28 protein-coding genes and 2 tRNA genes are annotated in these 26965 nt (G+C 65.0%); 18 read left to right on the top strand and 12 right to left on the bottom strand.

Features of this window, described 5'->3' with window-relative positions; translation table 11 throughout:
* Window positions 1–30: 30 nt before the first annotated feature.
* Window positions 31–978, bottom strand: coding sequence for a prephenate dehydrogenase (locus ACFVUS_RS20270; RefSeq protein WP_387768195.1), 948 nt, complete (start codon window positions 976–978; stop codon window positions 31–33).
* A 58-nt stretch (window positions 979–1036) separates the two neighbouring features.
* Between ACFVUS_RS20270 and ACFVUS_RS20265 the strand changes: the two genes are divergently transcribed.
* The 3 genes from ACFVUS_RS20265 to ACFVUS_RS20255 all read left to right on the top strand — a co-directional run bounded on the left by ACFVUS_RS20265 (window position 1037) and on the right by ACFVUS_RS20255 (window position 2176).
* Entirely contained in the window at window positions 1037–1576 is a 540-nt protein-coding gene (locus ACFVUS_RS20265; protein ID WP_364637241.1) for a tRNA adenosine deaminase-associated protein, read from the top strand.
* Between the two features lie 20 nt (window positions 1577–1596).
* Complete coding sequence (locus tag ACFVUS_RS20260) at window positions 1597–2034, top strand: nucleoside deaminase (protein ID WP_387768190.1); 438 nt, start codon at window positions 1597–1599, stop codon at window positions 2032–2034.
* Window positions 2035–2088: 54 nt separating this feature from the next.
* A tRNA-Ser gene (locus ACFVUS_RS20255) sits at window positions 2089–2176 on the top strand.
* Between the two features lie 282 nt (window positions 2177–2458).
* Here the strand turns inward: ACFVUS_RS20255 and ACFVUS_RS20250 are convergent.
* The 3 genes from ACFVUS_RS20250 to ACFVUS_RS20240 form a co-directional block, all read right to left on the bottom strand.
* Complete coding sequence (locus tag ACFVUS_RS20250) at window positions 2459–2773, bottom strand: hypothetical protein (protein ID WP_387768187.1); 315 nt, start codon at window positions 2771–2773, stop codon at window positions 2459–2461.
* A 75-nt stretch (window positions 2774–2848) separates the two neighbouring features.
* On the bottom strand, window positions 2849–3478 hold the full coding sequence (locus tag ACFVUS_RS20245; protein ID WP_387768184.1) for a glyoxalase: 630 nt from the start codon (window positions 3476–3478) through the stop codon (window positions 2849–2851).
* 65 nt (window positions 3479–3543) lie between these two features.
* Window positions 3544–4167, bottom strand: a complete 624-nt coding sequence (locus tag ACFVUS_RS20240; protein ID WP_387768181.1) for a TetR family transcriptional regulator — start codon at window positions 4165–4167, stop codon at window positions 3544–3546.
* 132 nt (window positions 4168–4299) lie between these two features.
* Between ACFVUS_RS20240 and ACFVUS_RS20235 the strand changes: the two genes are divergently transcribed.
* Window positions 4300–4743, top strand: a complete 444-nt coding sequence (locus ACFVUS_RS20235) for a hypothetical protein (protein WP_387768178.1) — start codon at window positions 4300–4302, stop codon at window positions 4741–4743.
* Between the two features lie 72 nt (window positions 4744–4815).
* Here the strand turns inward: ACFVUS_RS20235 and ACFVUS_RS20230 are convergent, their stop codons facing one another.
* A complete protein-coding gene (locus tag ACFVUS_RS20230; protein ID WP_387768175.1) occupies window positions 4816–7155 on the bottom strand; it encodes an MMPL family transporter in 2340 nt (779 codons plus the stop codon).
* 227 nt (window positions 7156–7382) lie between these two features.
* Here ACFVUS_RS20230 and ACFVUS_RS20225 point away from each other — a divergent pair, with 227 nt between their 5' ends.
* The 6 genes from ACFVUS_RS20225 to ACFVUS_RS20200 all read left to right on the top strand — a co-directional run bounded on the left by ACFVUS_RS20225 (window position 7383) and on the right by ACFVUS_RS20200 (window position 14025).
* Window positions 7383–7979: a TetR/AcrR family transcriptional regulator gene (locus ACFVUS_RS20225; protein WP_387768172.1), complete on the top strand. Its 597-nt coding sequence runs from the start codon at window positions 7383–7385 to the stop codon at window positions 7977–7979.
* Between the two features lie 38 nt (window positions 7980–8017).
* Window positions 8018–8533 (top strand): RrF2 family transcriptional regulator, encoded by a 516-nt coding sequence (locus tag ACFVUS_RS20220; RefSeq protein ID WP_387768169.1) that lies wholly within the window; start codon window positions 8018–8020, stop codon window positions 8531–8533.
* A gap of 149 nt (window positions 8534–8682) precedes the next feature.
* Window positions 8683–10416, top strand: a complete 1734-nt coding sequence (locus ACFVUS_RS20215) for an ABC transporter ATP-binding protein (protein WP_387768166.1) — start codon at window positions 8683–8685, stop codon at window positions 10414–10416.
* Window positions 10413–12377 (top strand): ABC transporter ATP-binding protein, encoded by a 1965-nt coding sequence (locus tag ACFVUS_RS20210; protein ID WP_387768163.1) that lies wholly within the window; start codon window positions 10413–10415, stop codon window positions 12375–12377. Before ACFVUS_RS20215 ends, ACFVUS_RS20210 begins: the two co-directional genes overlap by 4 nt.
* Before the next feature lie 42 nt (window positions 12378–12419).
* A complete protein-coding gene (gene tgt / locus ACFVUS_RS20205; protein WP_387768159.1) occupies window positions 12420–13667 on the top strand; it encodes a tRNA guanosine(34) transglycosylase Tgt in 1248 nt (415 codons plus the stop codon).
* A 109-nt stretch (window positions 13668–13776) separates the two neighbouring features.
* Window positions 13777–14025 carry a hypothetical protein gene (locus tag ACFVUS_RS20200; RefSeq protein ID WP_387768156.1) on the top strand — a complete coding sequence of 83 codons (249 nt, stop codon included), beginning with the start codon at window positions 13777–13779 and terminating at the stop codon, window positions 14023–14025.
* Here ACFVUS_RS20200 and ACFVUS_RS20195 read toward each other — a convergent pair.
* Entirely contained in the window at window positions 14016–14786 is a 771-nt protein-coding gene (locus ACFVUS_RS20195) for a queuosine precursor transporter (RefSeq protein ID WP_364637268.1), read from the bottom strand. The genes ACFVUS_RS20200 and ACFVUS_RS20195 overlap by 10 nt on opposite strands.
* A gap of 62 nt (window positions 14787–14848) precedes the next feature.
* Between ACFVUS_RS20195 and ACFVUS_RS20190 the strand changes: the two genes are divergently transcribed.
* The gene (locus tag ACFVUS_RS20190; RefSeq protein ID WP_387768151.1) at window positions 14849–15469 is read left to right on the top strand and encodes a DUF4190 domain-containing protein; all 621 of its coding nucleotides are present in this window, start codon (window positions 14849–14851) and stop codon (window positions 15467–15469) included.
* Between the two features lie 75 nt (window positions 15470–15544).
* On the opposite strand, the gene ACFVUS_RS20185 is transcribed toward ACFVUS_RS20190, so the two are convergent.
* The 3 genes from ACFVUS_RS20185 to ACFVUS_RS20175 all read right to left on the bottom strand — a co-directional run bounded on the left by ACFVUS_RS20185 (window position 15545) and on the right by ACFVUS_RS20175 (window position 17907).
* Complete coding sequence (locus tag ACFVUS_RS20185; RefSeq protein ID WP_387768148.1) at window positions 15545–16312, bottom strand: RDD family protein; 768 nt, start codon at window positions 16310–16312, stop codon at window positions 15545–15547.
* Between the two features lie 52 nt (window positions 16313–16364).
* On the bottom strand, window positions 16365–17279 hold the full coding sequence (gene gluQRS / locus ACFVUS_RS20180) for a tRNA glutamyl-Q(34) synthetase GluQRS (protein ID WP_387768145.1): 915 nt from the start codon (window positions 17277–17279) through the stop codon (window positions 16365–16367).
* A gap of 133 nt (window positions 17280–17412) precedes the next feature.
* Window positions 17413–17907: a DUF309 domain-containing protein gene (locus ACFVUS_RS20175; protein ID WP_387770038.1), complete on the bottom strand. Its 495-nt coding sequence runs from the start codon at window positions 17905–17907 to the stop codon at window positions 17413–17415.
* A 393-nt stretch (window positions 17908–18300) separates the two neighbouring features.
* Here ACFVUS_RS20175 and ACFVUS_RS20170 point away from each other — a divergent pair, with 393 nt between their 5' ends.
* A complete protein-coding gene (locus ACFVUS_RS20170) occupies window positions 18301–18510 on the top strand; it encodes a DUF397 domain-containing protein (protein WP_387768142.1) in 210 nt (69 codons plus the stop codon).
* 123 nt (window positions 18511–18633) lie between these two features.
* Here ACFVUS_RS20170 and ACFVUS_RS20165 read toward each other — a convergent pair whose 3' ends face one another.
* Window positions 18634–20253, bottom strand: a complete 1620-nt coding sequence (locus ACFVUS_RS20165) for a cytochrome bc complex cytochrome b subunit (RefSeq protein ID WP_387768139.1) — start codon at window positions 20251–20253, stop codon at window positions 18634–18636.
* A 97-nt stretch (window positions 20254–20350) separates the two neighbouring features.
* On the opposite strand from ACFVUS_RS20165, the gene ACFVUS_RS20160 reads away from it, so the two are divergent.
* Window positions 20351–21748, top strand: coding sequence for a wax ester/triacylglycerol synthase domain-containing protein (locus tag ACFVUS_RS20160; RefSeq protein WP_387768136.1), 1398 nt, complete (start codon window positions 20351–20353; stop codon window positions 21746–21748).
* A 29-nt stretch (window positions 21749–21777) separates the two neighbouring features.
* On the opposite strand, the gene ACFVUS_RS20155 is transcribed toward ACFVUS_RS20160, so the two are convergent.
* On the bottom strand, window positions 21778–22074 hold the full coding sequence (locus ACFVUS_RS20155) for a hypothetical protein (RefSeq protein WP_387768133.1): 297 nt from the start codon (window positions 22072–22074) through the stop codon (window positions 21778–21780).
* Here ACFVUS_RS20155 and ACFVUS_RS20150 point away from each other — a divergent pair.
* The 5 genes from ACFVUS_RS20150 (at window position 22055) to ACFVUS_RS20130 (ending at window position 26744) form a co-directional block, all read left to right on the top strand.
* A complete protein-coding gene (locus ACFVUS_RS20150; protein WP_387768130.1) occupies window positions 22055–22408 on the top strand; it encodes a hypothetical protein in 354 nt (117 codons plus the stop codon). The two genes, ACFVUS_RS20155 and ACFVUS_RS20150, sit on opposite strands and share 20 nt — an antisense overlap.
* A gap of 806 nt (window positions 22409–23214) precedes the next feature.
* Window positions 23215–23352: a hypothetical protein gene (locus tag ACFVUS_RS20145; protein ID WP_387768127.1), complete on the top strand. Its 138-nt coding sequence runs from the start codon at window positions 23215–23217 to the stop codon at window positions 23350–23352.
* A gap of 62 nt (window positions 23353–23414) precedes the next feature.
* Window positions 23415–24446, top strand: coding sequence for a hypothetical protein (locus tag ACFVUS_RS20140; RefSeq protein ID WP_387768124.1), 1032 nt, complete (start codon window positions 23415–23417; stop codon window positions 24444–24446).
* Between the two features lie 809 nt (window positions 24447–25255).
* Window positions 25256–25504 (top strand): hypothetical protein, encoded by a 249-nt coding sequence (locus ACFVUS_RS20135; protein ID WP_387768121.1) that lies wholly within the window; start codon window positions 25256–25258, stop codon window positions 25502–25504.
* Between the two features lie 646 nt (window positions 25505–26150).
* Window positions 26151–26744, top strand: a complete 594-nt coding sequence (locus ACFVUS_RS20130) for a helix-turn-helix transcriptional regulator (protein WP_387768118.1) — start codon at window positions 26151–26153, stop codon at window positions 26742–26744.
* A gap of 99 nt (window positions 26745–26843) precedes the next feature.
* Here ACFVUS_RS20130 and ACFVUS_RS20125 read toward each other — a convergent pair.
* Window positions 26844–26928 (bottom strand) — tRNA-Ser (locus ACFVUS_RS20125).
* Window positions 26929–26965: the final 37 nt, after the last annotated feature.

The raw sequence follows: 26965 nt of genomic DNA, 5'->3' as shown, positions 1-26965 counted from the left end.
TCCCGGCATGCTTTTGGCCGGGATCCACACCTACAGCGACTCGATGACCCCGCCGCGCCGCCCGGCCTCGGCCAGCCGCTCGGCCCAATCCTGGTCGCCCGGGCGGATATCGGTGATCGCCCAGCGCTCGTTGTCGTCGAAGTCGACGCGTGCGTCATGGCCCGCATCGGCCAGCTGCCCGATGGTGCCGTTCTCGCGCAGGCTGTCCCGCGCGCCCTCCAGCACCCGCAGCGCGTCCTCCAGCACCTCGAGCAGCGCGGTCGCGTTCGGATCGCAGATGGCGCGCACCAGATCCGGCGCGGTGGCCGCGACCCGGGTGCCGTCGCGGAATGACCCCGCGGCCAGGCCCAGCGCCAGCGCGCCGCCATTGCGGCCCTGGATCGCGAGCGCCTCGGCGAGCACATGCGGCAGATGCGAGATGCGCGCCACGGCCCGATCGTGTTCCTCGCTCAGCACCGGCACCACCACCGACCCGCAATCCAGGGCCAGTCGCGCCACCCGCTCGAACGCGCCGGCGTGCGTCCCCGGATCCACGCTCACCGCCCAGGCGGCGCGCTGGAACAGATCGGGAGTGGATGCGGCCCAACCGGACTCGCTGGTCCCCGCCATCGGATGCCCGCCCACGTACCGCGCCGCCAGCTCATGCCGCTTCATAGCCGCCGCCACCGGGGCTTTGACGCTCACCACATCGGTGAGCGCGCAGTCCGGTGCGAAGGACTTCACATCCGAGAGGATGGTGTCCAGCGCGGGCATGGGCACGCCGACCACGATCAGCGCGTCCTCGCGTGCCGCCCGCCGCAGCACCGGTTCGATCTCGCTGGTCACGTCGACGTCATCGGCGCGGGCGGCTTTCGCGCCCGCCTCGGATCGGTTGAAACCCCATACGTCGTAGCCCGCCGCGGCGGCGGCGCGGAGCACCGATCCGCCGATCAATCCGGCGCCCAGGACACAGACAGCTGCTTTCGGATGGCCCGTCATGCGATCAGATTCGCATACGACTTCAACATTTCCCCCGAAGCGGACTACCGTTGCGCCCATGGCAGCACAGCGCTCGAGCACGAACAGGGCGGCGTCGGATGAGTACGACGACGTGGAAGGGTTCGCAGTGGCGGTTGTCCGCGAAGAAGCCGATTGGAAAGTCACGCCTTTGAGCGCGGCTGCCCTCTCCAGTCTTTCCGCGGCCGAGGCCGAGTTGCGTGAGCTGCGAGCTTCCGGCGCGGTATTCGGCCTGCTCGATATCGACGACGAATTCTTCATCATCCTCCGTCCCGGCCCCACCGGCAGCAGAATCCTGCTCTCCGATGCGACCGCGGCCATCGACTACGACATCGCCGCCGATGTGCTCGAGGAGCTGAACATCGAGATCCCGGATATCGATCCGGACGAACTCGATGACATCGAACCCTGGGAGGAGGGCGACCTCGGCGTGCTGTCCGACCTGGGCCTGCCCGAACCCGTGCTCAGCGTCATCCTCGCCGAAACCGACCTCTACCCCGACGAACAGCTCGGTATGGTGGCCCGCTCGCTGGGCTTCGCCGATCAGTTCGCCGCGGCCCTCGACAAACTCCCGCGCTGAACCCGCTCTCGGACGAGGACATGATCCGCGCGGCCATCGCGGCCGCGCGCACAGCCGACCCACGGGACGTTCCGGTGGGCGCGGTCGTCTTCGACGGCTCGGGCCGCGAACTGGCCCGGGCCGCCAATGCCCGTGAGGCGCTCGGTGATCCGACCGCGCACGCCGAAGTCCTGGCCCTGCGCGCCGCCGCGCGGGTGATGGGCGACGGCTGGCGGCTGGAGGGCGCGACCCTCGCGGTCACCCTCGAACCCTGCACCATGTGCGCGGGCGCGCTGGTGCTGTCCCGGGTGGGCAAGGTGATCTTCGGCGCGTGGGAGCCGAAAACCGGTGCGGTGGGCTCGCTCTGGGACGTGGTACGTGACCGACGTCTCAATCATCGCCCGCAGGTCCGCGGCGGCATCCTGGAACCCGAATGCGCCGCTCTGCTGGACACCTTCTTCAAAACCCAGCGCCCCTGACCCCCTTTCCGGCCGATTTCGGTATTCGGCGGGTGGTCCGGTAAAGTCACCGGCGGTGGCGTGTCCGAGCGGCCTAAGGAGCACGCCTCGAAAGCGTGTGAGGGGTAACCCCCCTCCGAGGGTTCAAATCCCTCCGCCACCGCTGCAAGCCCCTCGCCTGAATTCAGGCGAGGGGCTTTTTGCTTGTGCCGCAACATATCCGGATGCGTCGGTGGCGCAGATGTGATATCGGTAGTCCCGGCGGAATGTGGTCCGCCCAATCCACGGGAGTTAGGAATTCAGGGGACATGGAACTTCTCAGCATCTTCTTCGCCAAGGCTCTGCAGGTGGCGAGTGCGGGCTCCGCTTACGCGAACACCCCGCACTGATCGCTGACAGTTGAAGCCCCGCAACCGTTTTCGGTTGCGGGGCTTCACGTTTCGGATCAGATGGGGCTGATCGGGCCGGCGAACAGGCCGCCGAAGCAGCCGCGGATATTGGGGGAGGTCATGCTGATGCCGAGGTGGTATTCGCCGCCCGTGAGGTTGCAGAGGATGTAGGCGGTGGGCAGGTCGAGCGCGGCCGAGCCGGTGCCGGAGCCGGATTGCACAAGCGAGTGACCTGATCCGGAATCGGCGATCGGGGCGGGTTGCAGGGTCTGGGCTTCGGCATTGGCCGTGCCCGCCAGCGTCACCCCGGAGGTGACGATGGCAGCGGACAGGGCGGCGGCCGCGGATACTTTCGCCAGGATTCGTGTCATGGGCGAGACCGTAATCCGCATGCCCGTTGAGTGAAATGTAAACGTTTCGAATTGTTGCGGGCGTGCGATGCGAATTTAGATCCGCTCCCAGTCGAAACCGTCCAGATCGGTGAAAGGGGCGGCGTCGGTCTGGATCGCGACGCGATGCGAACCGCTGCCCTCGGCGCTCACGCCCGCGTCCTTGGCGGCGAATTTGCGGGTGTAGAGCGCGAGCTTCACCGGTGCGGCCTCCGGGGCCTCGAATTCGACGTACTTGGTGCCGAAACTCTTTGCGACGGTGAGGCCCTGGTCGACGTAGAACTTCTTGGTGGCCTTCACATCGTCGACGCCGAGCAGCAGGACGAACGCGTCGACATCGCGGGTGAACGGGCCGGTGTCCTTCTTGGCGGAGGTGGCGATCTTCCAGACCACGCCGTCGGGGGACTGCAGGACGCCGCTGTAGCCCCAGAGACTCTTCTTGGCGGGCTTCACGACCGTCGCGCCCGCGTCCACGGCGGTGCCCATGAGGCTGTCCACGGTGCTGGGCTGCGATACCACCAGCGAGAGGACGAAGCCGCGGAAACCGGTGGACGGGGCCTGGGCGGCGCGGACCCGCAGGCGGTCGCCCAGGCCGAACGCGGCGGCGTAGAAGGCGGTGGTCGCGGCCGGGTCGTCGGCCTCCAGGGTGATGGCGTTGATGGTGGTCTGAGCTGCGGTGATGTTCATGTGAACAACAATATGAGCGGGGGTGGGGGCAAAGCTTCTCGATTCCTGATCGCTTCGCGGCGGGGCTAATTCGCGGTCAATTCCAGTGCCGACGGGATGGCTGCGAAGGCATGGTGCAGGCGGTCGAGAAGGGCTCGGCGGCCGCCGTCGCCGTCGGCCGCCACCCAGGCGCGGCCCGCGATACTCCAGGCGGTGGTGGTCAGTTCGGCCAGGATGTGCGGGCGCAGATCATCGGCAGGAAGATTCAATTTCGTTGTGAGGCAGGCGATTACCTGCTTCTCGACGCCGGAGCGGTGGTACTCCACATGTCCCATGAGGGCGGGCGCGGTGAGCACCAGGCGGCGGGTGGCGATATAGCGACGGTCCCAATCCTGCGGCAGCTCCCGCGCGGCCGCGGCGAGGGTATCGCGCAGCTCGTCGAGCACGGGACCGGATAATTCCCGATCTTCCAGTGCCGCAAGGTAATTCGCCCAAAGCTCGGTTTCGGCCTCGGTGGCCGCGGCCTCCTTGGTCGGGAAGGTGCGGAAGAAGGTGCTGCGCGAGACCTCGGCCTCCTCGACCAGCTGCTCCACCTTGGTGCCGTCGAAACCCTGTTCGGTGAACAGGCGCAGTGCGACATCGGCGAGGGCGCGGCGGGTGCGCAGGCGCTTGCGTTCGCGCAACGGGAGCGCGCGGTCGTCCGTGGTCATGCCGGTGATCATAGCCGGTTGCGGAACTGGGTCGCTGAAGAAACTCAGTTCAAATTGGCACTTGCGCACTTATGGAACTGAGTGTCATGATTGCCGCACACCGAACGGAACACCCCGCAAGAGGAGCTCGACATGACCACCACCGCCGCCCCTGTCCTGAACCCCTCGATCATCGGCCAGGCCGAGAAGCACCACACCGCGGTGCTGACCCGCGTGCTGGCGGGCACCACCCTGGACGAGCGCCAGTGGATCACCCTGAATCAAGCTCTGGCCCAAGGTGTTCCGGTCCCGCGCACCGCCCATGTCGCCCGGGTCGCCGGTATGACCCAGTGGGACCCCGCGGACGTCGAAGCGGCCGTCGCGGCGTTGGTCGGCAAGGAGTTGCTGGCCACGCTGCCCGGCGATGAGATCCAGATCAACGATGCCGGTAGCGAATTGGTGGCCCGGGTGCGGGCGGCCTCCGGCAAGATCGTCGGCCCCGCCTACGGTTCGGTCTCGCCCGAAGACCTGGAGACCGCCGCCCGCGTGCTGATCACCATCACCGCCCGCATGGGCGAGGAACTGGCCCGCGCGTGACCACCTCCGGAAACGACTCGGCCCCGCACCTGAATCCAGATGCGGGGCCGAGACTTTCGAGCTATCGGGGGATCACACCCCAGCCGGTTCCTTGTCCATCGACACCGGAGCCGACGACTCCTTGAGCGCAGCCAGCTTGGCGCCCTCGACATCGATATCGGGCAGCACGCGATCCAGCCACTTCGGAATCCACCAGGCCCACTTGCCCATCAGCACCAGCAGCGACGGGATGAGCACCATGCGGACCACGAAGGCGTCGAGCAGCACGCCCGCCGCCATGGCGAAGCCCATGGACTTGGCCACCACGTTCGGTTCCAGCATGAAGGCGCTGAACACCGAGATCATGATGACGGCCGCGGAGGTCACCACGCGCGCGCCGTGGTGGTAGCCGCTGATCATGGCTTCCTTGGCGGACTTGCCGTGCACGTATTCCTCGCGCATGCGGGTCACCAGGAACACCTGGTAGTCCATCGCGAGACCGAATACCAAGCCGATCAACATGATTGGCAGGAAGCTCACCAGCGGATGCGCCTCGACCAGGTTGAACTTGCCCTCCTGGAAGATGAGCACCGTCGCGCCGAAGGTGGCCGCCATGGACAGCAGGAAGCCGAGCGCGGCGGTGAGCGGCACCAGGATCGAGCGGAACACCAGGATCAGCAGCAGGAATGCCGCACCCGCCACGATGGCCAGGTAGGGCACGATCTTGCTGAGCAGGCCCGCCGACACATCCGCGTAAATCGCTGTGGTGCCGGTGATTCCGTACTCCATGCCGTACTTGTCGTTGAACTTCGACTCGGCATTGCGGGCGTCCTTGACCAGATCCTTGGTGACCTTGTCATTCGGTCCGGCCTTGGGCACGACCGTGAACAGGGCGGCTTCGCCGTCCTTGCTCGTCTGGGCGTGCGTCAGGTACTCCACACCCTCGTACGGGCCCTTGGGGCCGAGCTGAGCGCGCAGTTCGTCCAGTGCTTCGGTGCGCTGATCGGCGGGGGTCTTGCTCATGTCCACGGCGATCATGAGGGTGCCGTTGGCGCCCTCGCCGAATCCGGCGGTCTGCAGGTCGTAGGCCTTGCGCAGCGTCGAATCCTTGGGCATGGAATCGCCGCCGGGCAGACCCAGCTGCATATTGAGCGCGGGCGCGGCCAGCAGGCCGAGCAGGATCACCGAGGCGGCCAGCGTCAAAGCCGGTGCCTTACCGATGAATCGGGCGAAGCGCTGTCCGTTGGTGACGGAGTTCTCGTCCTCGGGATCGTGCTTGGCGACCAGCGGCAGCTTCGGCTTGAACAGGAAGCGGCCGAACGCGCCCATCAGCGCGGGCATCAGGGTGACCGCGACGAGCACCGCCATGAAGGCCGCGACCGCGCCGAAGATACCCATGTAGGTCAGGAAGCTGACGCCGACGAAGGCCAGGCCCGCCAGCGCGATGATGACGGTCAGACCGGCGAAGATGACCGCGGATCCGGCGGTGCCGACCGCGGTGCCCGCGGCTTCCTCCGGCGAATTCGATACGGCCAGTTCATGTTTGTACCTGGACACGATGAACATGGCGTAGTCGATGGACAGCGCCAGGCCGATCATGGACGCCAGGATCGGGGTGAAGGTCGGCACCGTGAGCCAGTGCGTGCCGAACATGATGATGGAGATGGCGGTGCCGACGCCGACCAGCGCGGTGAGGATCGGCACGAAGGCCGCGACGACCGCGCCGAAGCCGATCATCATGACCACCAGCGCGACCGCGATGCCGATCATCTCCGAGGTGCCCTGCGAGCCGCCCTGTTCCTGTGCGATGGAACCGGTCAGCTCGACGGTGAGGCCGTTGGCGCGCGCCTCGTCGCCGATGTCGTACGCCTTCTTCTGGTCATCCTTGGTGATGTCCGAGAACTTGGCGATGGCGTACTTGGCCTTGACGGTCGCGACCGAGTCGGCGGTGCCGTCCTTGCCGAGCACGTTCAGCGGTGCGGCCGAGCAGATGCCGGTGAAGTCCGCCGAATTGCGGTCGCCGGTGAGGCAGTCGATCTTGGCGGATTCGCCGATCTTCTTGGTGACATCGATCGGGTTCATCGCCGGAACGGCCTTGTCGACGATGTCGAGCCCGTTCAGCTTGTCGACGAAGGCCTGCAGCTGCGCCGCGTTCTTCGGATCGGTGAGCTTCTCACCGGCGGGCGCGCCGATCACGTAGGTGCCGGTGACCGCATCCGGATCGAAGTCGGCCGAAGCGCCCGGGAAGTGCTTGTCGAGGATTTCGGTTGCCCGCTCCGACGGGAGGCCGGGCATGCTGAAGCTGTCCTGGAAGGGCTTGGCGAGGGAGCCGCCGACGCCGCCGATGACGATCAGGGCGGCGAGCCAGACTCCGATGACGAGCCATTTCTGGCGGAAGGCGAACTTTCCCCACCTATAGAGGTATACGGACACGAGGGGTTCTCCTGGCGATGGTCTCGGGGCGATGGTTTCATTCGCACTGCACCGTGCGTCGTGAGCGCGTAGACAGCCCTGCCGCGGGAGCGCGCTGTCCGCTCCTCGCCTCCACGTAATTTCTGCCTACCGTGCGGTAGGTAGACTAACCGTTGAATAAGCGGAGGAACAACCTCGACTTTTCCGACGTTCCTCGCGTCGCGAAAGCCGGTGAGAGGATGATGCGCATGGCGGGTCGAAGCGTGGCGGGAACAGTTGTCGCAGGTAGAAGCACGAAAGATGCGATCCGGGACGCCGCGATTGAGCTATTTACCAGCAAAGGTTTCGAACAGAGCAGCCTACGCGAGGTAGCCGATGCGGTGGGAATCACAAAAGCATCGCTCTACTATCACTATGCCTCGAAAGTGGATCTGCTCATAGCTATTGTCGAGCCGATGGTCGATGACCTCCGTGCTCTGGTAGAGGGACTCGACGCAATTCCGCATTCCCCCGAGACCGTGCGCGAGGTACTCGAAGCGCATCTGCGATCGACGCTGGGCCATCGCACGGCGGGCACCCTGTGTATGCGCGACACCGTCGCAATTCTGAACGCCCTCGGCGATCGTTATCCGGACATGATCGAACTCAGCCGGCGCATGTGTGCCTGGCTCGCCGGTCCGGGCGCGGATGACGAGACCGTGCTGCGCGCGTACGCCGCGATGCAGGTGCTCGGCGCGGCGCTGATGTCGAAGGACAGCGTGCCGGAGGCCTCGGAGGAACTGATCGGTGGCGTATTACTGGAAGCCGCACTGGGCGTGCTGAATCCACGGTTGGTGGCGCGATAAGGTTTCGTTCACCCGCCGGACGAGATCAGGAGAGCGCAGTGCACATCACCGCGAAGGTCGATTACGCGGTGCGCACCCTCGTGGAAATAGCGAAGGCGCAATCGGATTCGGTGAAAGCCGATGCCATCTCGGCCGCGCAGGATATTCCGCCGAAGGTGCTGGAATCGGTTGTCGCGGATCTGCGGCGCGGCAAATTGGTGACCAGTCGGCGCGGACCCGACGGTGGTTATCGACTCGGCCGCCCGGCCGGCGAAATCACCATCGCCGATGTCATTCGCGCCGTCGAAGGACCGCTCGCCTCGGTGCGCGGACAGCGTCCGGAGGATGTCAGCTACACCGGAGCGGCCGAACCGCTGCAGCGGGTGTGGATCGGATTGCGGGTCAATATCCGCTCGGTGCTCGAGCGCGTGACCATCGCCGATATCGCGCACGATCTGCTGCCGTCGTTCCTGGACGAGCTGCTGCACGATCCGGACGCCTGGACCCGGCGCGCCCGCTCGTCGGAGGGTTCGACCGCCACGCAGTGGCAGGATCTGGATCGCCCGGATATCTGAGCGCTGTGACGTGGCACACCATATTAAATGAAATGATCACATTTCACCTGGGTGGCGACGGCGAACACCGCAGTTCATCCGGGGGTTCATCGGCAAGCTGGGAAAACGTCGCGCCTAGGTTCCCGCTATGGCGGTAGCCTGCCAGCATCATGTTGATTCGACTACTCCGCACCTTCTTGGCGCCCTACCGCAAGCAGTTGGCGGGGGTCGTCGTACTGCAATTGATATCGGTCATCGCCATGCTCTACCTGCCGAGCCTGAACGCCGACATCATCGACAAAGGTGTCACCAAGGGCGATATCGGCTACATCTGGAGCACCGGTCTGATGATGCTCGCCGTCACCGGCGTGCAGATCATCGCCCAGGGCATCTCGGTCTATCTGGGCGCACAGGCCGCCATGGGCGCGGGCCGCGATATGCGCGCGGGCCTGCTGCACCGGGTCGGCACCTTCTCCGCGCGTGAGGTCGGCGTCTTCGGCGCGCCCTCGCTGATCACCCGCAATACCAATGACGTGCAGCAGGTACAGCTGCTGGTGCTGATGAGCGCGACCATCCTGGTGATGGCCCCCATCATGTGCGTCGGCGGCATCATCATGGCGCTGCGCCAGAGTCTGGGCCTGTCCTGGCTGCTGCTCATCGCGGTGCCCGCGCTCGGCCTGGCCATGGCCCTGATCATCGCCCGCATGGTGCCCGGCTTCCGGCGCATGCAGGAACGCATCGACGCGGTGAATCGTGTACTGCGCGAACAGATCACGGGCATCCGCGTGGTGCGCGCCTTCGTGCGCGAACGGCAGGAGGCGTGGCGTTTCGGCGTCGCCAATACCGAGCTCACCGAACAGTCGCTGTATGTCGGCCGCTATATGGCGCTGATGTTCCCGCTGGTCATGCTGATCTCGAATGTGACCGCCGTGGGCGTGATCTGGTTCGGCGGGCACAGCGTCGACAACGGCACCATGCAGATCGGCTCGCTCACCGCGATGCTGTCCTACATCATGCAGATCCTGACCGCGGTCATGATGGCCTCGTTCCTGGCCATGATGGCCCCGCGCGCGGCGGTCTCGGCCGAGCGCATCGCCGGGGTGCTGGACACCGAATCCTCGGTGACCGAACCGCGGCTGCCGCAGGACTTCAAGGAAGATCCGGCGATCGTGGATTTCCAGTTCGCCGAATTCAAGTTCCCGGGCGCGGAAAAGCCGGTGCTGCGGGCGATTCGGTTCCGCGCCGAACCCGGCACCACCACCGCCATCGTGGGTGCGACCGGTGCGGGTAAGACCACGCTGGTCAATCTGATCCCGCGGCTCATCGATGTCACCGACGGCGCGCTCTACGTGGGCGGCACCGATGTGCGCCATATCGAATTGGAGCGGCTGCGCAATCAGATCGGCCTGGTGCCGCAGAAGGCGTACCTGTTCTCCGGCACCATCGGCTCGAATCTGCGCTACGGCAAACCGGACGCCACCGATGCCGAACTGTGGCACGCACTGGAGATCGCGCAGGCCGCGGACTTCGTGCGGGATATGCCGCAGGGACTGGAAACCCCTGTGGCACAGGGCGGTACGACCGTCTCGGGCGGTCAGCGCCAGCGCCTGGCCATCGCCCGCGCCCTGGTGCGCAGGCCGCGCGTCTACCTTTTCGACGACTGCTTCTCCGCCCTCGACGTCGCCACCGATGTGCGGGTGCGTGACGCCCTGCGCCCCGAAACCGCCGACGCGTCGGTGATCATTGTGGCGCAACGCATTTCGACCATCCGGGATGCCGATCAGATCGTGGTGCTGGAGGACGGCGCCATGGCGGGCATCGGCACGCACGACCAATTGCTGCGCGACTGCAGGGAATACAGGGAGATCGTGGAGTCCCAGTTCAGCGCGGAGGAGGTCCGATGAGGCCCGGAGCACCGAATCCCGGCGCGCCGGATACCAAGGCCAAATCCTTCGGACCCTCGCTGAAGCGGCTCATGCGCCGCCTCGCGCCCGAACGCTTCTATCTCACAGTCGTTCTGGTGCTCGCCATCGGTTCGGTGGTGCTCAATACGCTGGGTCCGCAGATTCTCGGCAAGGCCACCAACCTCATCTTCGACGGTGTGGTCGGCAAACAGCTCGGCCAGAGCCTGCCGCCGGGCACCAGCAAGGATCAGGCCGTCGAGGCGCTGCGCCAGGGCGGTGACAAGACCTTCGCCGACATGCTCGCCAGCATGGACGTGATTCCCGGTGTTGGCGTTGATTTCACGGCCGTCGGCCACGTGCTGGCGCTGGTGCTCGCGCTGTACGTCGGCTCCTCGGTGTTCGGCTGGTTGCAGGCGTACCTGCTCAATGTGGTGATCAACCGGACGGTCAAGCGGCTGCGCGGGGAGATCGAGGAGAAGATCCACCGCCTGCCGCTGAGCTACTTCGACTCCATGCCGCGCGGCGATGTGCTCTCCCGCGTCACCAATGACGTCGACAATGTGGCGCAGACGCTGAATCAGACCATGAGCCAGCTGCTCATCTCGGTGCTGTCGGTAATCGGCATCCTGGGCATGATGTTCTGGATCTCCTGGCTGCTTGCGCTGATCGCGCTGCTCACCGTGCCGCTGGCGGTCATCGTCACCGCGCAGATCGCCAAGCGCTCGAAGCCGCATTTCGTGGATCAGTGGAAGCTGACCGGCCAGGCCAACGCCCAGGTCGAAGAGGCCTTCACCGGGCACGAGGTGGTGAGCGCGTTCGGCCGCGTGCGCGAGGTCGGCGAGCGCTTCGACGACACCAACGACAAGCTGTACAACGCCTCGTTCCAGTCGCAGTTCATCTCCGGGCTGATCATGCCCGCGATCATGTTCCTCGGGAACCTGAACTACGTGCTGATCGCGGTGGTCGGCGGCCTGCGCGTGGCCTCGGGTCAGCTGTCCCTCGGTGAGGTGCAGGCGTTCATCCAGTACTCGCGAGGATTCACCCAGCCGCTCACCCAGATCGGCTCGATGATCAACATGCTGCAATCCGGAGTCGCTTCGGCGGAGCGCATTTTCGAGATCCTGGACACCGACGAGCAGGTGCCCGATCCCGAGATCGAGGATTCGCGGCCGGTGGACCGCGGCCGGGTCGCGTTCGAGAACGTGTCCTTCCGGTACGAGCCGGAAACCCCGATCATCGAGGAACTCTCGCTGGTCGCCGAACCCGGGCACGTGGTGGCGATCGTCGGGCCGACCGGTGCGGGCAAGACCACGCTGGTGAATCTGCTCATGCGGTTCTACGAGGTGGATTCCGGCGCCATCACCATCGACGATGTGGATATCACCCGAATCACGCGGGACCACTTGCGTTCTCGCATCGGGATGGTGCTGCAGGACACCTGGCTGTTCGGCGGCACCATCAAGGAGAACATCGCGTACGGCAACCCGAACGCCTCCGAGGACGAGATCCTCGCGGCCGCGCGGGCGGCATATGTGGATCGTTTCGTGCACGCGCTGCCGCACGGCTACGAGACCATGATCGATGAGGAGGGCTCCGGCGTCAGCGCCGGTGAGAAGCAGCTCATCACCATCGCGCGCGCGTTCCTGGCCAAGCCCTCGATTCTGATCCTGGACGAGGCCACCAGTTCGGTCGACACCCGCACCGAGTTGCTGGTGCAGCACGCCATGGCGGCGCTGCGCCGGGATCGCACCAGTTTCGTTATCGCACACCGCCTTTCGACCATCCGCGATGCCGATCTGATCGTCGTCATGGAGAAGGGCCGGATTGTCGAGACCGGCACGCACGATCGCCTGCTCGCCGAACGCGGTGCGTACTTCCGCCTCTACCAGGCGCAATTCGCCGCCCCGATCGACGAGGACGAGGAGCCCGAGGCGATCGAACTCTCGAAGTCGAGCAGCTAGACCGCATGGGATGCGCGGACACCCGCCTGGGAGGATGGGCGGGTGTCTGCATCCGAATTCTCGTTCAAGGTCGGTACCCGTCTGGACGGCCACCATGGCCGATCCGGGCTGATCAGCACCCCGCACGGGGATATCGCCACGCCCGCGTTCATCCCGGTCGGGACGAAGGCGACCGTGAAAGCGGTGCTGCCCGAGACCATGAAGGAAATCGGTTCGCAGGCGCTGCTGGCCAACGCCTATCACCTGTATCTACAGCCGGGCTCGGACATCGTGGACGAGGCGGGCGGGCTGTCGAAGTTCATGAACTGGCCCGGCCCCACCTTCACCGACAGCGGCGGTTTCCAGGTCATGTCGCTGGGCGTCGGCTTCAAGAAGGTGCTCGCGATGGAATCGGTCGGCGTGCAGAACGACGATGTGATCGCCAAGGGCAAGGAGCGCCTGGCGCACGTCGACGATGACGGCGTCACCTTCCGTTCGCACCTGGACGGTTCGCGGCATCGCTTCACGCCCGAGGTGTCCATGGGCATTCAGCATCAGCTCGGCGCGGACATCATGTTCGCCTTCGACGAGCTCACCACGCTCATGAATACCCGTGGCTACCAAGAGGAATCGCTGGAGCGCACCCGCCGCTGGGCGCAGCGCTGCCTGGACGAGCACGAGCGGCTCACCGACGCGCGCACGCATCGCCCGTATCAGGCGCTGTTCGGCGTCATCCAGGGCGCGCAGTATGAAGACCTGCGCCGCAAGGCTTCTCGCGATCTCGAAGCGTTACGCGGTGCCGCCGGAACGGAATTCGACGGTTACGGTATCGGCGGCGCGCTGGAGAAGCACAATCTCGGCACCATCGTCGGCTGGTGCTGCGATGAGCTGCCCGAGCACAAGCCGCGCCATATGCTCGGCATCTCCGAACCGGAGGATGTGTTCGTTGCGGTCGAGAACGGTGCGGACACCTTCGATTGCGTGAATCCGTCCCGGGTGGCGCGCAATGCCGCCATCTACGTGGACAAGGGCCGGTTCAATATCGACACCGCCCGGTTCCGTCGCGATTTCACCCCCATCGACGAGACCTGCGACTGCTACACCTGCGCCAACTACACCCGCGCCTACCTGCATCATCTGTTCAAGGCCAAGGAGATCCTGGCCTCCACGCTGTGCACGATCCACAACGAGCGCTTCACCATTCGCCTGGTGGACCGCATTCGCGAGAGCATCGAGGGCGGGTACTTCGCCGACTACAAGACCGAGTTCCTGGGTCAGTGGCGCGGCCGCATCAAGGCCCCCGAGCTGTGACCCGCGCGTGGATCAGTGAGCCTGGCTAATCGATCCATGCACAGATAGCCATTGTTCCGGCTCCCCGCGCGCGCGACGATCATCTCGACGCCGAGATGAGGAGGCAGGGATGCCGGGACTGACAGTGATCGAGGCGAACGGTTCGACCGCGGCGCGCGCGGTATTGCGGGTGAGCGCGGTGCTCGGGTTCAAGGCGGCGCTGGTGCGCACGCACGGTGAGGTCACCGACGGGCACCTCGAATTCGCGCGGATCTGCGGGTTGTCCGACACCGAGATCATCGATATGGCAAGGGAATACGCGCGTTTGCGCGATCGCCGCGACGCACGCGGCGATCGCGCCGTGGCCGCCTACTCGTAGAGCGCCGAGCGCTCGCGCGGGCGGTAGCTGGTCTCGCGCTTCTTCAGGAAGGCGATGCAGCGGTAGCTGATGGGCAGGATCATGGCCTCCACCAAGGTCTTCCAGATGAACCCGACCAGCACGTAGTTGATGAAGTCGGGCCAGGTGTGGATGCCGATGGCGGTGGCGGCGATGGAGCAGAACACCAGGGTGTCGCCGAACTCACCGGCCACGGTGGAGCCGAGCAGGCGCGCCCAGAGATGCTTCTCCTTGGTGCGTTCCTTGATCATCACCAGGGTGACCGAGTTCAGGAACTGGCCGACGAAGTATCCGGCGAGTCCGGCGAGCACCAATTGCGGTGTGGTGCCCAGGACATTGCGGAACGAGTCCTGGTTCTCGTAGAAGTCCGCCGCGGGCAGGCCGATGGCGATCCAGAAGGTGCCGACCATGAGCAGCAGCATCCCGAAGCCGTAGTAGACGGCGCGGCGGGTGGCCTTGAAGCCGTAGACCTCGCTGAGGATGTCGCCGATCACGTAGGCGATGGGGAAGAGGAAGAACGCGCCGTCGGTATTGATCGGCAGCAATTGGATCGGGCCGAGCGAGGCGTGCTTGTCGGCGAAGAACTGCACGCCCTTGGTGGCGCAGATATTGGAGATCAGCAGGACCGCGGTGAAGACCACGACCACCTGCGTGTAGTAGCCCCCCGCGGCCGACGCGAATGCTGCGTGCTCGGGCGCGGGGTGTCCAGATCGGTCCGAATCGACCGTTTTCGTATCGCTCACCCGAGCAGTATCCCCGCTGCGATCGATGGTTATGGGCTGGTGGGGTGGCATAGGCTGAAGCAATGACGCAATCCGGGGATTCCGACGAGTGGTGGAAGCAGTACGGGGGTGACAGCGCCCCGAGCGACGCGGGGGCGCAGCAACCGCCACCGCCTCCGGCCGGATACTCGTCCGCACCCAATCTGCACAAGCCCGTGGACGCCACCCCGCAGCCGCTGCAGTATCCGAGTTATCCACCGCCGCAGGCGAATCCGTCGGGCGGTTACGCACAACCCAACTCCGGCGGGTTCCAGCAACCCAACTCCGGTGGCTTCCAGCAGCCCGGTTCGGGTGGTTACGCACAGCCCGCGCCGGGCGCGTATCCGCCGCCCGCCGCGCCCTACGGTCAGCCGCAGGGTTATCAGCCGTACGGGTTTCAGCCCGCCGGTCCGGGGACGAGCGGCATGGCCATCGCCTCGCTGATCGTCTCGGTGCTGGGCCTGTCCACGCTGTTCTTCTGCTTCCTGCCGATCGGTTCGCTGGTCGGCCTGATTCTCGGCGTGGTGGCGCTGAATCAGGTGAAGACCTCCGGGCAGGAAGGCCGGGGTCTCGCGCAGGGCGGTATCTGGGTCGGCGCGGCGGGGCTGGCGCTGGGCATCGTGCTGTGGCTGATCATCGGCGCGGCCTTCATCGGCAGCTCCTAGTTCGGCCGGAAACGACTGCGGGGCGCATCCATTCGATGGATGCGCCCCGCTTCATCTAGCCGTTGTCAGCTGTTGTCAGCCCTTGACGACCTGGGTGCCGCCGGCGAACTTGTCGTGCCAGCCCTGCTTGTTCGGATCCTGCTCGATGGTGACCGCGATGTAGATCTGCGCACCGATGCTGACCAGCCAGCCCAGGCACGGGATCAGCTGCACGAGCACGAACAGGTTGCGCTTGGCCGAGGTGGCCGGATCCACATTGCCGCCGCCGGGGGCGAGCACCTTGAGGCCGAGGATCTTCTTGCCGAAGGTCGCGCCCTGCGAGGACTCCAGCAGTACGAAGTAACCGAACAGCAGAACCGGGACCAGCACCTCCCAGGCCCAGCCGAGCTTGCCCGGCAGCAGCACGTAGATGATTCCGGCGGGGATGCCGACGATCAGGCTGTCGATGATGCGCGCCGCGAGGCGCAGCCACAGGTCACCGGGCTGTGAGCCGCCACCGAAACCCGGTGCGCCGTAACCCGGCTGGCCGCCGTACGGCTGGTAGGGCTGGCCGTAGGGCTGCTGCGGCTGCTGGCCGTAGGCCGGGGGCTGCTGCCCGTAGCCGTCGGCCGGCTGCTGACCGAAGCCGGGCTGCTGGCCGTAGGCCGGCGGCTGCTGCTGACCGTACGGATCCGACGGCGGCTGCTGCCCGTAGGGCTGCTGCGGCTGCTGACCGTAGGGGTCGGACTGCCCATAGGGCTGTTGGGGCTGCTGGCCGTAAGGCTGGCCCTGCGGGTACGGCTGCTGCCCGTACGGCTGGCCGCCCTGCGGATACTGGTTGGGGTCGTACCCACCGCTCGTCATTGTTCTCGCCGTCCTCGTCGAATTCGTTCGGGATCTGGGTCGGTTGCGTACGTTACGGACCTGACCAGGGTTGCAACAACCCGTTAGGGTCGAGTCGCCATGGTTCTTTCGGCAAGGTGTCCGGCCGGAATCCGGTGAGTAACTGCGAGGTTGTGGTTGCGTCCGAGTAGCCCAGCGAGGCCGCGAGCGCGCCCCGGACCTGCGCCGGAGTCTCACCGAGCGCGATTCGATCGTGCAGGGTGACCGCGCCGTCGCGTTTGGCCAGCCGCTGTCCCTCGGTGTTGAGAACCAGTGGCACATGGGCGTATTGCGGGATCGGCAGCCCCAGCAGGGTGGCCAGGTACACCTGCCGGGGTGTGGAGGGCAGCAGATCGTCACCGCGCACCACCTGATCGATGCCCTGGGCGGCGTCGTCGACCACCACCGCGAGGTTGTAGGCCGGACTGCCGTCCCCGCGGCGCAGCACCAGATCGTCGATTGCGCCGCGATAACTGCCGAGCAGCTCGTCGGTGATCTCCAGTTCGGTGACATCCGCCCGCAGGCGCAAGGCCGCTGGTCGGCCCGCCGCGCGGCGTTGCGCGCGTTCGTTTTCGGTGAGATCGCGACAGGTACCGGGATACGCGCCCATGGGACCGTGCGGCGCGGTGACGGCCTGTTGAATTTCCTTGCGGGTGCAGAAACATTCGTAGGTGCGCCCGGCGGCGGTCAGGCGCGCGATGGCGTCCTCGTACAGCGGCAGGCGTTCGGATTGGCGGACCACCGGATCGTCCCAGTCCAGTCCGATGGCGGCGAGGTCGGCCAGCTGACGTTCGGCCGCACCGGCTTTCACGCGATCCAGATCCTCGAGGCGGATCAGGAATCCGCGTCCGGTGCAGCGGGCGAACAACCAGGCGAGCAGGGCGGTGCGCAGGTTCCCCAGGTGTAGATCACCCGAGGGGCTGGGGGCGAATCGTCCGAATCCGGGCACGATGGCCAATGCTAGGCGGGTTGCTCGGGTGTCGACCGCGGCCCCGGCCTTCGCAGTCTTCGCTGATCGCGCATCCTTCGCATTCTTGCGGGTGCACACACATCGGGTGTGCGGTGGCAGCGGTATTGCGCCTTCAGTGAATCCGCAGCTGCGGGCTCAGATCGGCCTCCGACAGCGGTGTTTCCCGGTCCAGCGCGGTGAGCAGGGTGTGCGCGCGGGCGATGAGTCCGGCCGCGTCGATGTCGTACGGGGGTGGTCCGAAGGCTGTGAGCCGATGCGCCGCGCGTTCGAGCAGGGTGCGGGCGCCCTTCGAATTTCCGCGCTGAATGTGGGTCAGGCCAACGGCGTATTGGGCCAGGCCCTGCCACAGCATCCGCTCGGCGAACGGACCGTTCTTCCAGGCGGCCTCCAGCACCTCGTGCGCGTTGAAGGCCAGGCCCTCGTCGAGCAGGCGTTGTGCGAAGTCGAGCGTCTCCTCGGGGGTGAGTTGAAGATCATCGGGAATGCGCGGTACGCCGGTGCTGCCGAAGGGCAGCGGCCGCCCAAATCGGTCACGCGGTCGGGCATTCCGGGCACGCCCGTCATCGTCGCGGTCTCGTGCGGTCTCGTCCTGCGGCTGTTCGCCCATGCGGTCCATGATCCCCGATGCCGTGGCGACCAGCGCGGTGTGCGTTTGCGGAAAGGTGCGCAAATGCGCCGACAACTTAATTGCGGCCTTCATAATTCATGCGCTCGAAAGTTCGGCTATTTCTAGGCAAATAATTAGCTGGTTAACCTTGCCCTAAATTTGCTGATTGAAAACGAAAGAATGCGATCTCCTTATGACGAACCCTGCTAGTGTTTAGCGCGGGAACGGCCATCGGGGGTGCATTCCCATCGTGAAGTGCAGAGAGCAGGTTGTACGGAGAGGTTGCGTGCAACTCGCGGCGTACGCAGGATCCGCTGTAAATGCCGGATTCCGGCGTCACCAAGATCGATGCCAGCAAGATCTCGTGCTTGACGCAGCAAAGGAGCTAGTACAGTGAATGTGGATTTCACAGGCGCCGTATGGCGCAAGAGCAAACATAGCGGCCCCAACGGTAACTGTGTAGAGGTCGCTTTTTCCGTAGACGGCAATGTCGGCGTGCGTGACAGCAAGCAACACGGCAATGGCCCCGTCTTGGCTTTCACCCCGGGTGAGTGGGATGCGTTCGTAGCGGGCGTATCCGATGGGGAGTTCAAGCGGGCCTGAGTGGTCGGCTGAACCGAGATAGCAGGGCCCCGAGTCGAATTGGACTCGGGGCTTTTCGCGTTCCGGGCCCGCCGATGCGGCGGGCCTCGCGGCTGTGTCCGGTGCTTCTAGTGCCTGTTGCCGCTAGTGCCCGTTGCCGTTGCCGTTGTCCTGCGCGCGCCGCAGTACGGCCAGCTGCGTGTGCTCGGCCTCGCGCTCGATCTCGGCATTGCTGTCCCGCTCGGCGGGCGGGTCGGCGCGGAAGAAGCTCCCGGTACCGGGTCGCCCGGCCGCACCGAGTTCGTTCATCTTCCGGGGCACCTTCGCGCCCTGATATTCCAGCGGTACCGGATGCCCGTGTGCGTCGACGGGACCGAGCGGTTGATGCAGCTCGATGTACTCGCCGTGCGGAAGTCGGCGCACCACACCGGTTTCGATGCCGTGCTCGAGTACCGCGCGGTCGCCGCGTTGCAGGCCGAGGCAGAGCCGGTAGGCCGCGAAGTACGCCAGCGGCGGCCCGAACAGCAGCGCGATGCGGAAGCCCCAGGTGGTCGCGTTCAGCGAAATGTGGAATTGCAGCGCGATGATGTCGTTGACGCAGGCCAGGGTGAGGATGAGATAGAACATCAGTGACATGGCCCCGATTGCCGTGCGCACCGGCACATCTCGCGGTCGCTGCAGCAGATTGTGCCGGGCCACATCACCGGTGAGCCGTTTCTCGATCCACGGATAACCGATGAGCAGGCCGAAGATGATCGGCATGACCAGTCCCACCGAGAACGCGCCGGGCACCATATGCCCGAAGATATGCAGTTCCCAGGCCGGGAACAGGCGCAGGAAGCCGTCTGTCCACATCATGTAGAAGTCCGGCTGGGTGCCCGCGGAAACCTGGGATGGGTTGTAGGGCCCCAGATTCCAGATCGGATTGATCTGCAGGATGCCGCCCATGATGGCGACGACGCCGAGGGTGAAGGCGAAGAACGCGCCCTGGTCGAGGGAGAACACCGGCACGATGCGGGTGCCGATCACATTGCGTTCGGTGCGGCCGGGCCCGGGGTACTGGGTGTGCTTCTGATACCAGACCAGTGCGATGTGAGCGGCGATGAGCGCCAACATGATTCCGGGTATGAGCAGTACGTGCGCGATGTAGAGCCGCGGGATGATGATGTCGCCGGGGAAGTCGCCGCCGAACATGAGCCATTGCAGCCAGGTGCCGATGATGGGCGCGCCCATGGTGATGCCGGCGAAGGCGGCGCGCAGGCCGGTGCCGGACAGCAGATCGTCGGGCAGCGAGTAGCCGAAGAATCCTTCGAACATGGCCAGTATCAACAGGATCGCGCCGATCACCCAGTTCGCCTCGCGGGGTTTGCGGAAGGCGCCGGTGAAGAAGACACGGCACAGGTGCACGATCATGGACGCGGAGAACAGCAGCGCGGACCAGTGGTGCACCTGCCGGACGAATAGTCCGCCGCGGACGTCGAAGGAGATATCGAGCGCGGATTCGTAGGCGCGCGACATGGTGACGCCGCGCAGCGGTTGAAATGCGCCGTTGTAGGTGACCTCGGTCATGGACGGATCGAAGAACAAGGTCAAATACACGCCGGACAGCAGCAGAATGATGAAGCTGTACAGCGCTATTTCACCGAGCAGAAACGACCAGTGTGTCGGAAACACCTTGTTGATGGATCTTTTGAGGAATGACGCGGCCTGATACCGCTCATCCGCCGCATCGGCCTGTTCGGCCAGACGATTACGAGTTGCCATTGCGGTCACCCGCCCCCGAAGAGAATGGTAAGGCTTCTACTACAAACGGTAGCACCCAGAGTCCGTGCCCCGTATGGCCTTTCGTTAGGCTCGTCGGGTGAACCTGGCCGGTACCGCCCTGACGCCCCGGGACGCCACCATGTACTGGCTCTCCACCCGCACCCCCAATGATCTGTTCCTGCTCTACGCGTTCGCGGAGACGGCGGAGCCGACCGCTGTTCTCCGGCGATCCATCGCGGATCGGGTCACCCGCATTCCGGATTTGCTGGTGCGCGTGCTGGCCACCCCTGCAAACATTGCGTATCCCATTTGGGCGACTTGCGAATTCCTCGATGAGCAGGTGCTCGAGCATGAGCCGCCGGAGCGGGACTGGGGTGCGCTCACCACCGCGGTCGGCGACCTACTCGGCGGCACCCTGGATGCCGCCCATCGTCCCTGGCGACTGCACCTGTTCCGAAACATCACGGCCGCGCCCGGTTTCGCGGCCGGGGAACCGGCGTTGATCGCGGTCCTGCAACTCTCACACGCGCTCGCCGACGGCCGCCGCGCCGCGACCCTGGCTCGCGCCCTCTTCACCGATTCGAGCGATCCCACTGCGAAAACCGCTGCATCCCTATCGAATTCGCTCTCCCGGATGATCCCCGAGGGTTGGCCCGCAGCCGCCATGGCGATCCCGAGATTCCCGATAGCCATGGCGCGCACGGTATTCCGAGGTTTCGCCGCCTATCGCGCCGAACAACGCCTTGCCGAATTGACCTCCGCCGGTGTGATCCCACCCCCGGCTCGCACCGGCCCGCCGAACCTGCTGAACGGCACCGGTTCCGCCCCCGCGGCCCACACCGCCCGCATGCTCGTGCACGCCGCGCCGGACCTGAAGGTTGCCGGTCATACCGTCACGGTGATCGCGGCGACCGCGATCTCGCTCGCTCTTCAGCGCTATCTGGATTCCCGAGCCGAAACCGCCGATTCCCTCCTGGCCCAGGTCCCGATGGCGGTAGCCACCGACTCCGGCCCCCGAAACAGCTACCGCGACCTCACCGTCGACCTGTCCATCCGGGAGCCGAACCTCCCGCGCCGTGCCGACCGCATCGCCGCGGACATGTCCCAGCGCCGCCATCGCGCCGAACACCCGCTCCAGGAATCCAGATCCCGCGCCACCGCAGCCATCCCCGCCCCCATCCTGCGCCGCGACATCATGGGCTACCCGATGGACCAACTACCCCAACGGGTTTCCGGCCACACTGTTATCTCCAGCGTCCACCGCGGCCCCGCCGACCTCTCCCTCGCGGGAGGCCCGGTCCGCTTCACCGCAGGCTTCCCCGCCATCGGCTCGGTCATGCGCCTCACCCACGGCATCCACGGCCTCGGCAACACCATCACCCTCTCCCTACACGCCGACCCCGCCACCATCGCAAACCTCGATACCTACGCCGAGCTGTTGAATGCGGCCCTCGCGGAGGCTGTTTCCGCCTTGCGGTTGCAACCGGAGATGTGATCGGGGGCGCAGATTCTGACCCCACCAGATCAGCGTCGTAGTTCGCCCCGGCGTGGATAAAAACCTGCGACCGTGGGCAATTCGTAGTATTCGAACCCGTTCCAGTTGACGGTCGGTAGTCTACCGCGAAGGGTGGCGGGGCTGCGGGCTTCCAGCAGCATGGTGGCCTTGTCCGGTGTCAGCAGATCATGGCGCTGCTGGCGTGTGGTCGCCGTAACTCGTTCTCGGCCTTGACCTTCGCGGGCCTGATCAGTACCGGGATCGCGATCATCCGCACCACCCCGCCCGGCGATCCGTGGCCGCTCGATGCGGTCCAGTTCCACCATCGCCTCGGTCGGAAAGAAAGGTGACACCTGGGCGCAGCGCTCGCACCGGCTGGTCGGCTTGCGCGACCGCACCATGGGCCGCGTGCCGCGCGACGCCGAGCTGGTCGTGCTCGAAGGCCCGGCGCTCGGTGTGCGCGGGCCCGGCCAGCACGATTCGGCCTGGTACCGCGGCAAGCTCTACAATGTGTGTGCCTCGCTGGGGATCCCGGTCATGGTGTGCCCGCCGACCTCGCGCGCGAAGTGGGCCACAGACAACGGCAGCGCGGGCAAAGTCGACGTAGCCGTGGCGGTGGCCAAGCTGTGGCCCGCTGCCACGCTCCGCGGTGACGACTAGGCCGACGCGCTGTGCCTGGCCTCGTTCGGTGCCCAGCACCTCGGGCTGCCGGTCCCGTAGACTCCCCAGCGCCGTTGTAATCGAGTCTCCGGGCGATGCATCGCGCGTATCTGCAGCAGTTGTAAGGAATGTTCGTTGCGCTGGTGTCAGGAACGATGGCGGGAACGATAACCAGAGTGATGGTTTTCGTGACAACCAGAGTGATGATCTGCGTGATAACCAAGAACGATAACTGGAACGATAATTTGTGCGAGACATCGTCCAAATAATTTGAACGATGAGATCCACGGTGAGTCACCCGCTAGAGTTGCGGAGTGTTTCAAGACAGTCTGAAAGCACGCAGGGGGTCAGACCCGACGGCCTGACCCCCGTCCTCACGGTGTCAGCAGGGCAGGATCATCGAGACCACAACTGCAGCACCACCGCTGGCAACGGGATGCAACCCACCGCCAGCAGCCAAGGACTACGCACGGAAACCTCGGCTGTCAGTCGGATGACTGCCGAGGGCTTCCGGTTCCGTGGCTTCTTCTTCGCCACATCCTCTCCCTTCATCGGTAGTGGCGGCGGTGTACCTGGGATGGGACACAACCACCTACCGAACGAAGGCAAAGCCCGCTCAGCGTAGCGACCGAATCGCGTGACCCAGCAGCGATTTCGAGAATTGCCCGCAATGTCCCGGGTTGTTCAAGCATTTTTCTTACTGTGAATCAGAAACTGATTCACAGTAATAGAGAACCGGACCGCACAGTCTCACCGGTGCGCGGTGGCGGCCACATCCCGGCCGTGTTCCATGATCGTCGTGCCCCTTGACGCCGACCAGCGCCGAGCGCGCGACCCTCGCCCGCGTCCTGGGTATGTTGGCCGCCGGTGTGCTTGTGCGCCCGCAGGATTCGCAGTGGAACCTGCGCGGCCATGTGTGCGGCCAGCGCGGTACTGGCAGTTGAAAGCACTGCGGCAGTGATGATTTGGCGGGTGCCCTCTTCAATATCCGACTACCGTCGTCAGGGTGGCTGGCATTCTCGAGGCGACAGTGGCGAGCGTTAGCGCGGTCACTGTCGCCCTCATCGGCGGAGCATTCGCGATTCGAAACGCCCGCAAGACACCACACGAAACCCTGAAATCGCTGCTTGAGCTGCTCAAAGACCCTGACATCAGCAGTGGAGACCGTGTTGTTCTACAAGACGCGACACATCGAGAAATCGCCCGCATCGGAATGCTCAACACAGCCAGGTTGGAAGGCTTTTGGGCGTTCCAGCGGGCTCGGTTCCTCGGCGGGATGTCACCGTTCACGCAGCGCGCACTGTTCACAGCAATCATATTGCCCGCGTTGACAATTCCAACTGCATGGGTTTGGCCGGTGAGCCTCAGCGACAACTTTCCCGGGTTGACCGTCGACTATGCCGTAGCGACCTACAAGTCCGGGGAGGGTGGCGCCGGAGACCTCACGTGGTCGGTTGATCGCGACTGGGGGTGGGGCCACTTGGTAGACCACTACATCATCTCTCCACCTTTTCCCACGTGGCTGGTTATGGTCGCCTACATATTGGTGATTGTCGCGGTCATACTGCTGACCAGAGTCGGCGTGGCAGCCGCTCGCACGCATCACATCCTCCGAGCCCTGGCCTCGTTCGGCATGTTTGCTCTCATCTGCCAACTGGTCACCTATGTCGTATACCGAATACTGGGACACTTGGCTACCAATCCGCAAGCGTGGTACCTCGTCTACCAACTAGGTGACGGCTGCGAATCGGAGAGGATGACTGGAGTCGCTATGCCCCCGGGCACCACGAGCTGGGGACAGGAAAAGGTCTACGCATGCGTGCAGTGGGAACATTTCACTGAGCCAGATCTATTGGGCTATACCTGGATTCAACCTGGTCTGCAGGTGTGGATGTTCTGTATCATTGTGGGCTGGGTTGTCGTGAGCTCCCTTCTCCTGCGATACGGTCCGGGAGTCTTCCGTCGCCTCGCTTATGGTCTGAGTCGCCTTCCCAGCTTGTTAGGCAGGCTCTGGCGATGGATTCGGACCCACCTGTGACAAGCCGCGAGCAAACCCTCGGCGCGCCGTGGGCGCGGTAACCAGCGTTTTCGACGGCGACAGCTGGCGGTCTCCATAACCGCTTCCACCACGCACGGCTCCACACCCCACCTCCTCGCGATCTCCGCGACGGTCACACCGTGCGCATGTTGGCGGCGCCACGCGTCCTCACTGGCCGACCACGTCAACTCGGCGATCACCGACACTCGTGCTCGGAGGTCCTCGCACGGGTCACACGTCAAACCCAGTACCTTCTCTGGGGCGCCGCGTGATGCTCCGCGATGATCGCAAGCTCACGCGCCCGGTCGATGATCTCTATCCATACGTCAAGTGGCTCTGTCATGGTCCCCGATGCGTTGCAGGTTCCAGTCCATCGTGGGCCCGAAAACTGCTGCACCACAAGAGAGTTGAGTGGTGAGGAAATCGCCAGGTTGTCGCTGCGGCGTTGTCTGAACATCGGTCCGCATTGCGTTGCAAGGCTGTCTGCGGGGTGCCGCCCCCCGATCGAGAAGAACGGGGGACGGCGCGCGTCGCTAGACCCTCGAAGTCGACCGGAACGCCCCTGGCCTACCGCGCAAGCCCGCACGGGCGAGACACGATAGCGCGACTCCAGCGAGCATAGACCGTACGTCCGCTGATTTCACCGGCTTACCCTTGCAGTGAATCTACTGCTGGCTGCACGCCGAGTGAACTTCGCTCAGCTCGGGGGCCCTCCGTGACCAGCGTTCTCGACGGCGACGGCTGGCGGTCCCTGCCCGACCGCGACAAAACACATCTACGCGACCGACCTGCGTGAGGCGTGCGCGCGGATGCGAATGCCGCTCGACACCAGCGACACACCCGGCACGCTGGCAGCCAAGCACCAGCCCGGCACCGCGCGCCGGGACTACCTCGACCGCATCGACCGCGATCTGGTGTGGGTACGCGACACCCCCAACGCCAAACTGATGATCTTCACCCCCAACCAGGTCGGCAAGAGCACTCGCGTCTCGCGCTGGTTCCCGTTCTGGTGGCTCACCTCGGACAGGGGTGGGAGCCGCGCCACGCGCCCGGTCTGACCGGAGACCGCGGGCAGATGCTCGGCGAGGATGTTGCCGATCGCCGCCGCAGCGGCCTGGCGCGCCTCGCGGTCCAGGTGCCCATTCCGATCCACGGTGGTGGTGAATCGACTCGCGCCCGAGCGCGGCTTGAATCACAGGCAGCGAGATCCGCTCAGTGATCATCCATGACGCGCACGTGTGGCGTAGATCATGGATGCGAGGTGCTTTGCCGCGCAACGGATCTTCGGGGTCGAGGGCCAGGCGTGCGAGCGTGGGCACCCACACCGTTTTGTAGAACGTGCTGATCTGCACCGGATCCCGTGCGAATTGGTGAACAGCCAATCGCTGTATGCGCGACCGGTCGGCGGCAGCGCCTTCAACATGGTGGCATCGATGTTGATCGTGTGCTTGGATTTCTTGGTCTTCGGCGGACCCAGAATCCTTTTGCCGCCGGTGTATTTCCACGCCTGTCGAATCCGCACGGTGCCCGCCTTGCGTGAGACATCCCCGACCCGCAGCGCGGTGGCCTCACCCCGGCGGACTGGCTCAGTGGCGATGGCCAGACCATTTTGTGGACGAAATCCACTGCAACACAATTGATGTCGATGAAGATAGCTCATGGATGCTAGTCGCATCGAACAACATCAGAAAGGAGCTCGTCGACATGGCAGCTTCCGCTGGTCAGGCCACACCGAACCGTCGCGTCATAGCCCGCGAGATCGCCGATGCTTATGGGCGCGCTGTGACTACTGTTCAGCAACAATGGATGACGAGCGACCTCTGGCCGCCGGTTGTCGGCAAGCGGGGCCGCTGGCATGAATATGACTTTGCCGATGTCGACGCCGTAGTCCGCGAGCACTTCCTACGCGACCACCAAGTCGGCGGTAACCCGGACGACCTGCTGACCATTGCCGAGATCTCCGAATACACAGGGCTGGCCCCGGCAACGGTTCGCGCCGATATATCTCGTGGTCGTATCAAGCGGGACCCCGACGACTATGCCGATGGTGTGAAGCGATGGAAGCGCTCGACGATCGAGGCGGCGATGAAGGGGCGCCGGAAGTACTCGCGCCCGCCCGAATCGGCTACGCCGACCGACATTGAAATCGGTGTCCGGATAACTGTGCCGGCAGCCGTTTTCGACAACTATCAACCACTTGTCGGACAGTTGGTCGAATTGCTCGGGTCCTTCTCCGAGCGACTGCGCGAAGAGGGTGGGAGCCTGGAGATCACGACAGCTGGTCAGGACCCGAGCTGACTACCGGGAGCTGCCGATGGTGTGATCGCGGGCGGGCTGATGCTGCAGCGGCAATGACGAAGGCCCCCATCGACACCGGGTCGATGGGGGCCTCGTGAGCGGAGGATAGGGGATTTGAACCCCTGAGGGCGTTAACCCAACCCGCGTTCCAGGCGAGCGCCATAGGCCACTAGGCGAATCCTCCGTGGAGCAATATACCGGTTGCACCCCGGTCGAAAGCA

Origin of the sequence: Nocardia sp. NPDC058058, from assembly GCF_042885355.1 — a bacterium.
Lineage (GTDB): Bacteria > Actinomycetota > Actinomycetes > Mycobacteriales > Mycobacteriaceae > Nocardia.
This window is presented reverse-complemented; position numbering and strand designations above follow the sequence as displayed.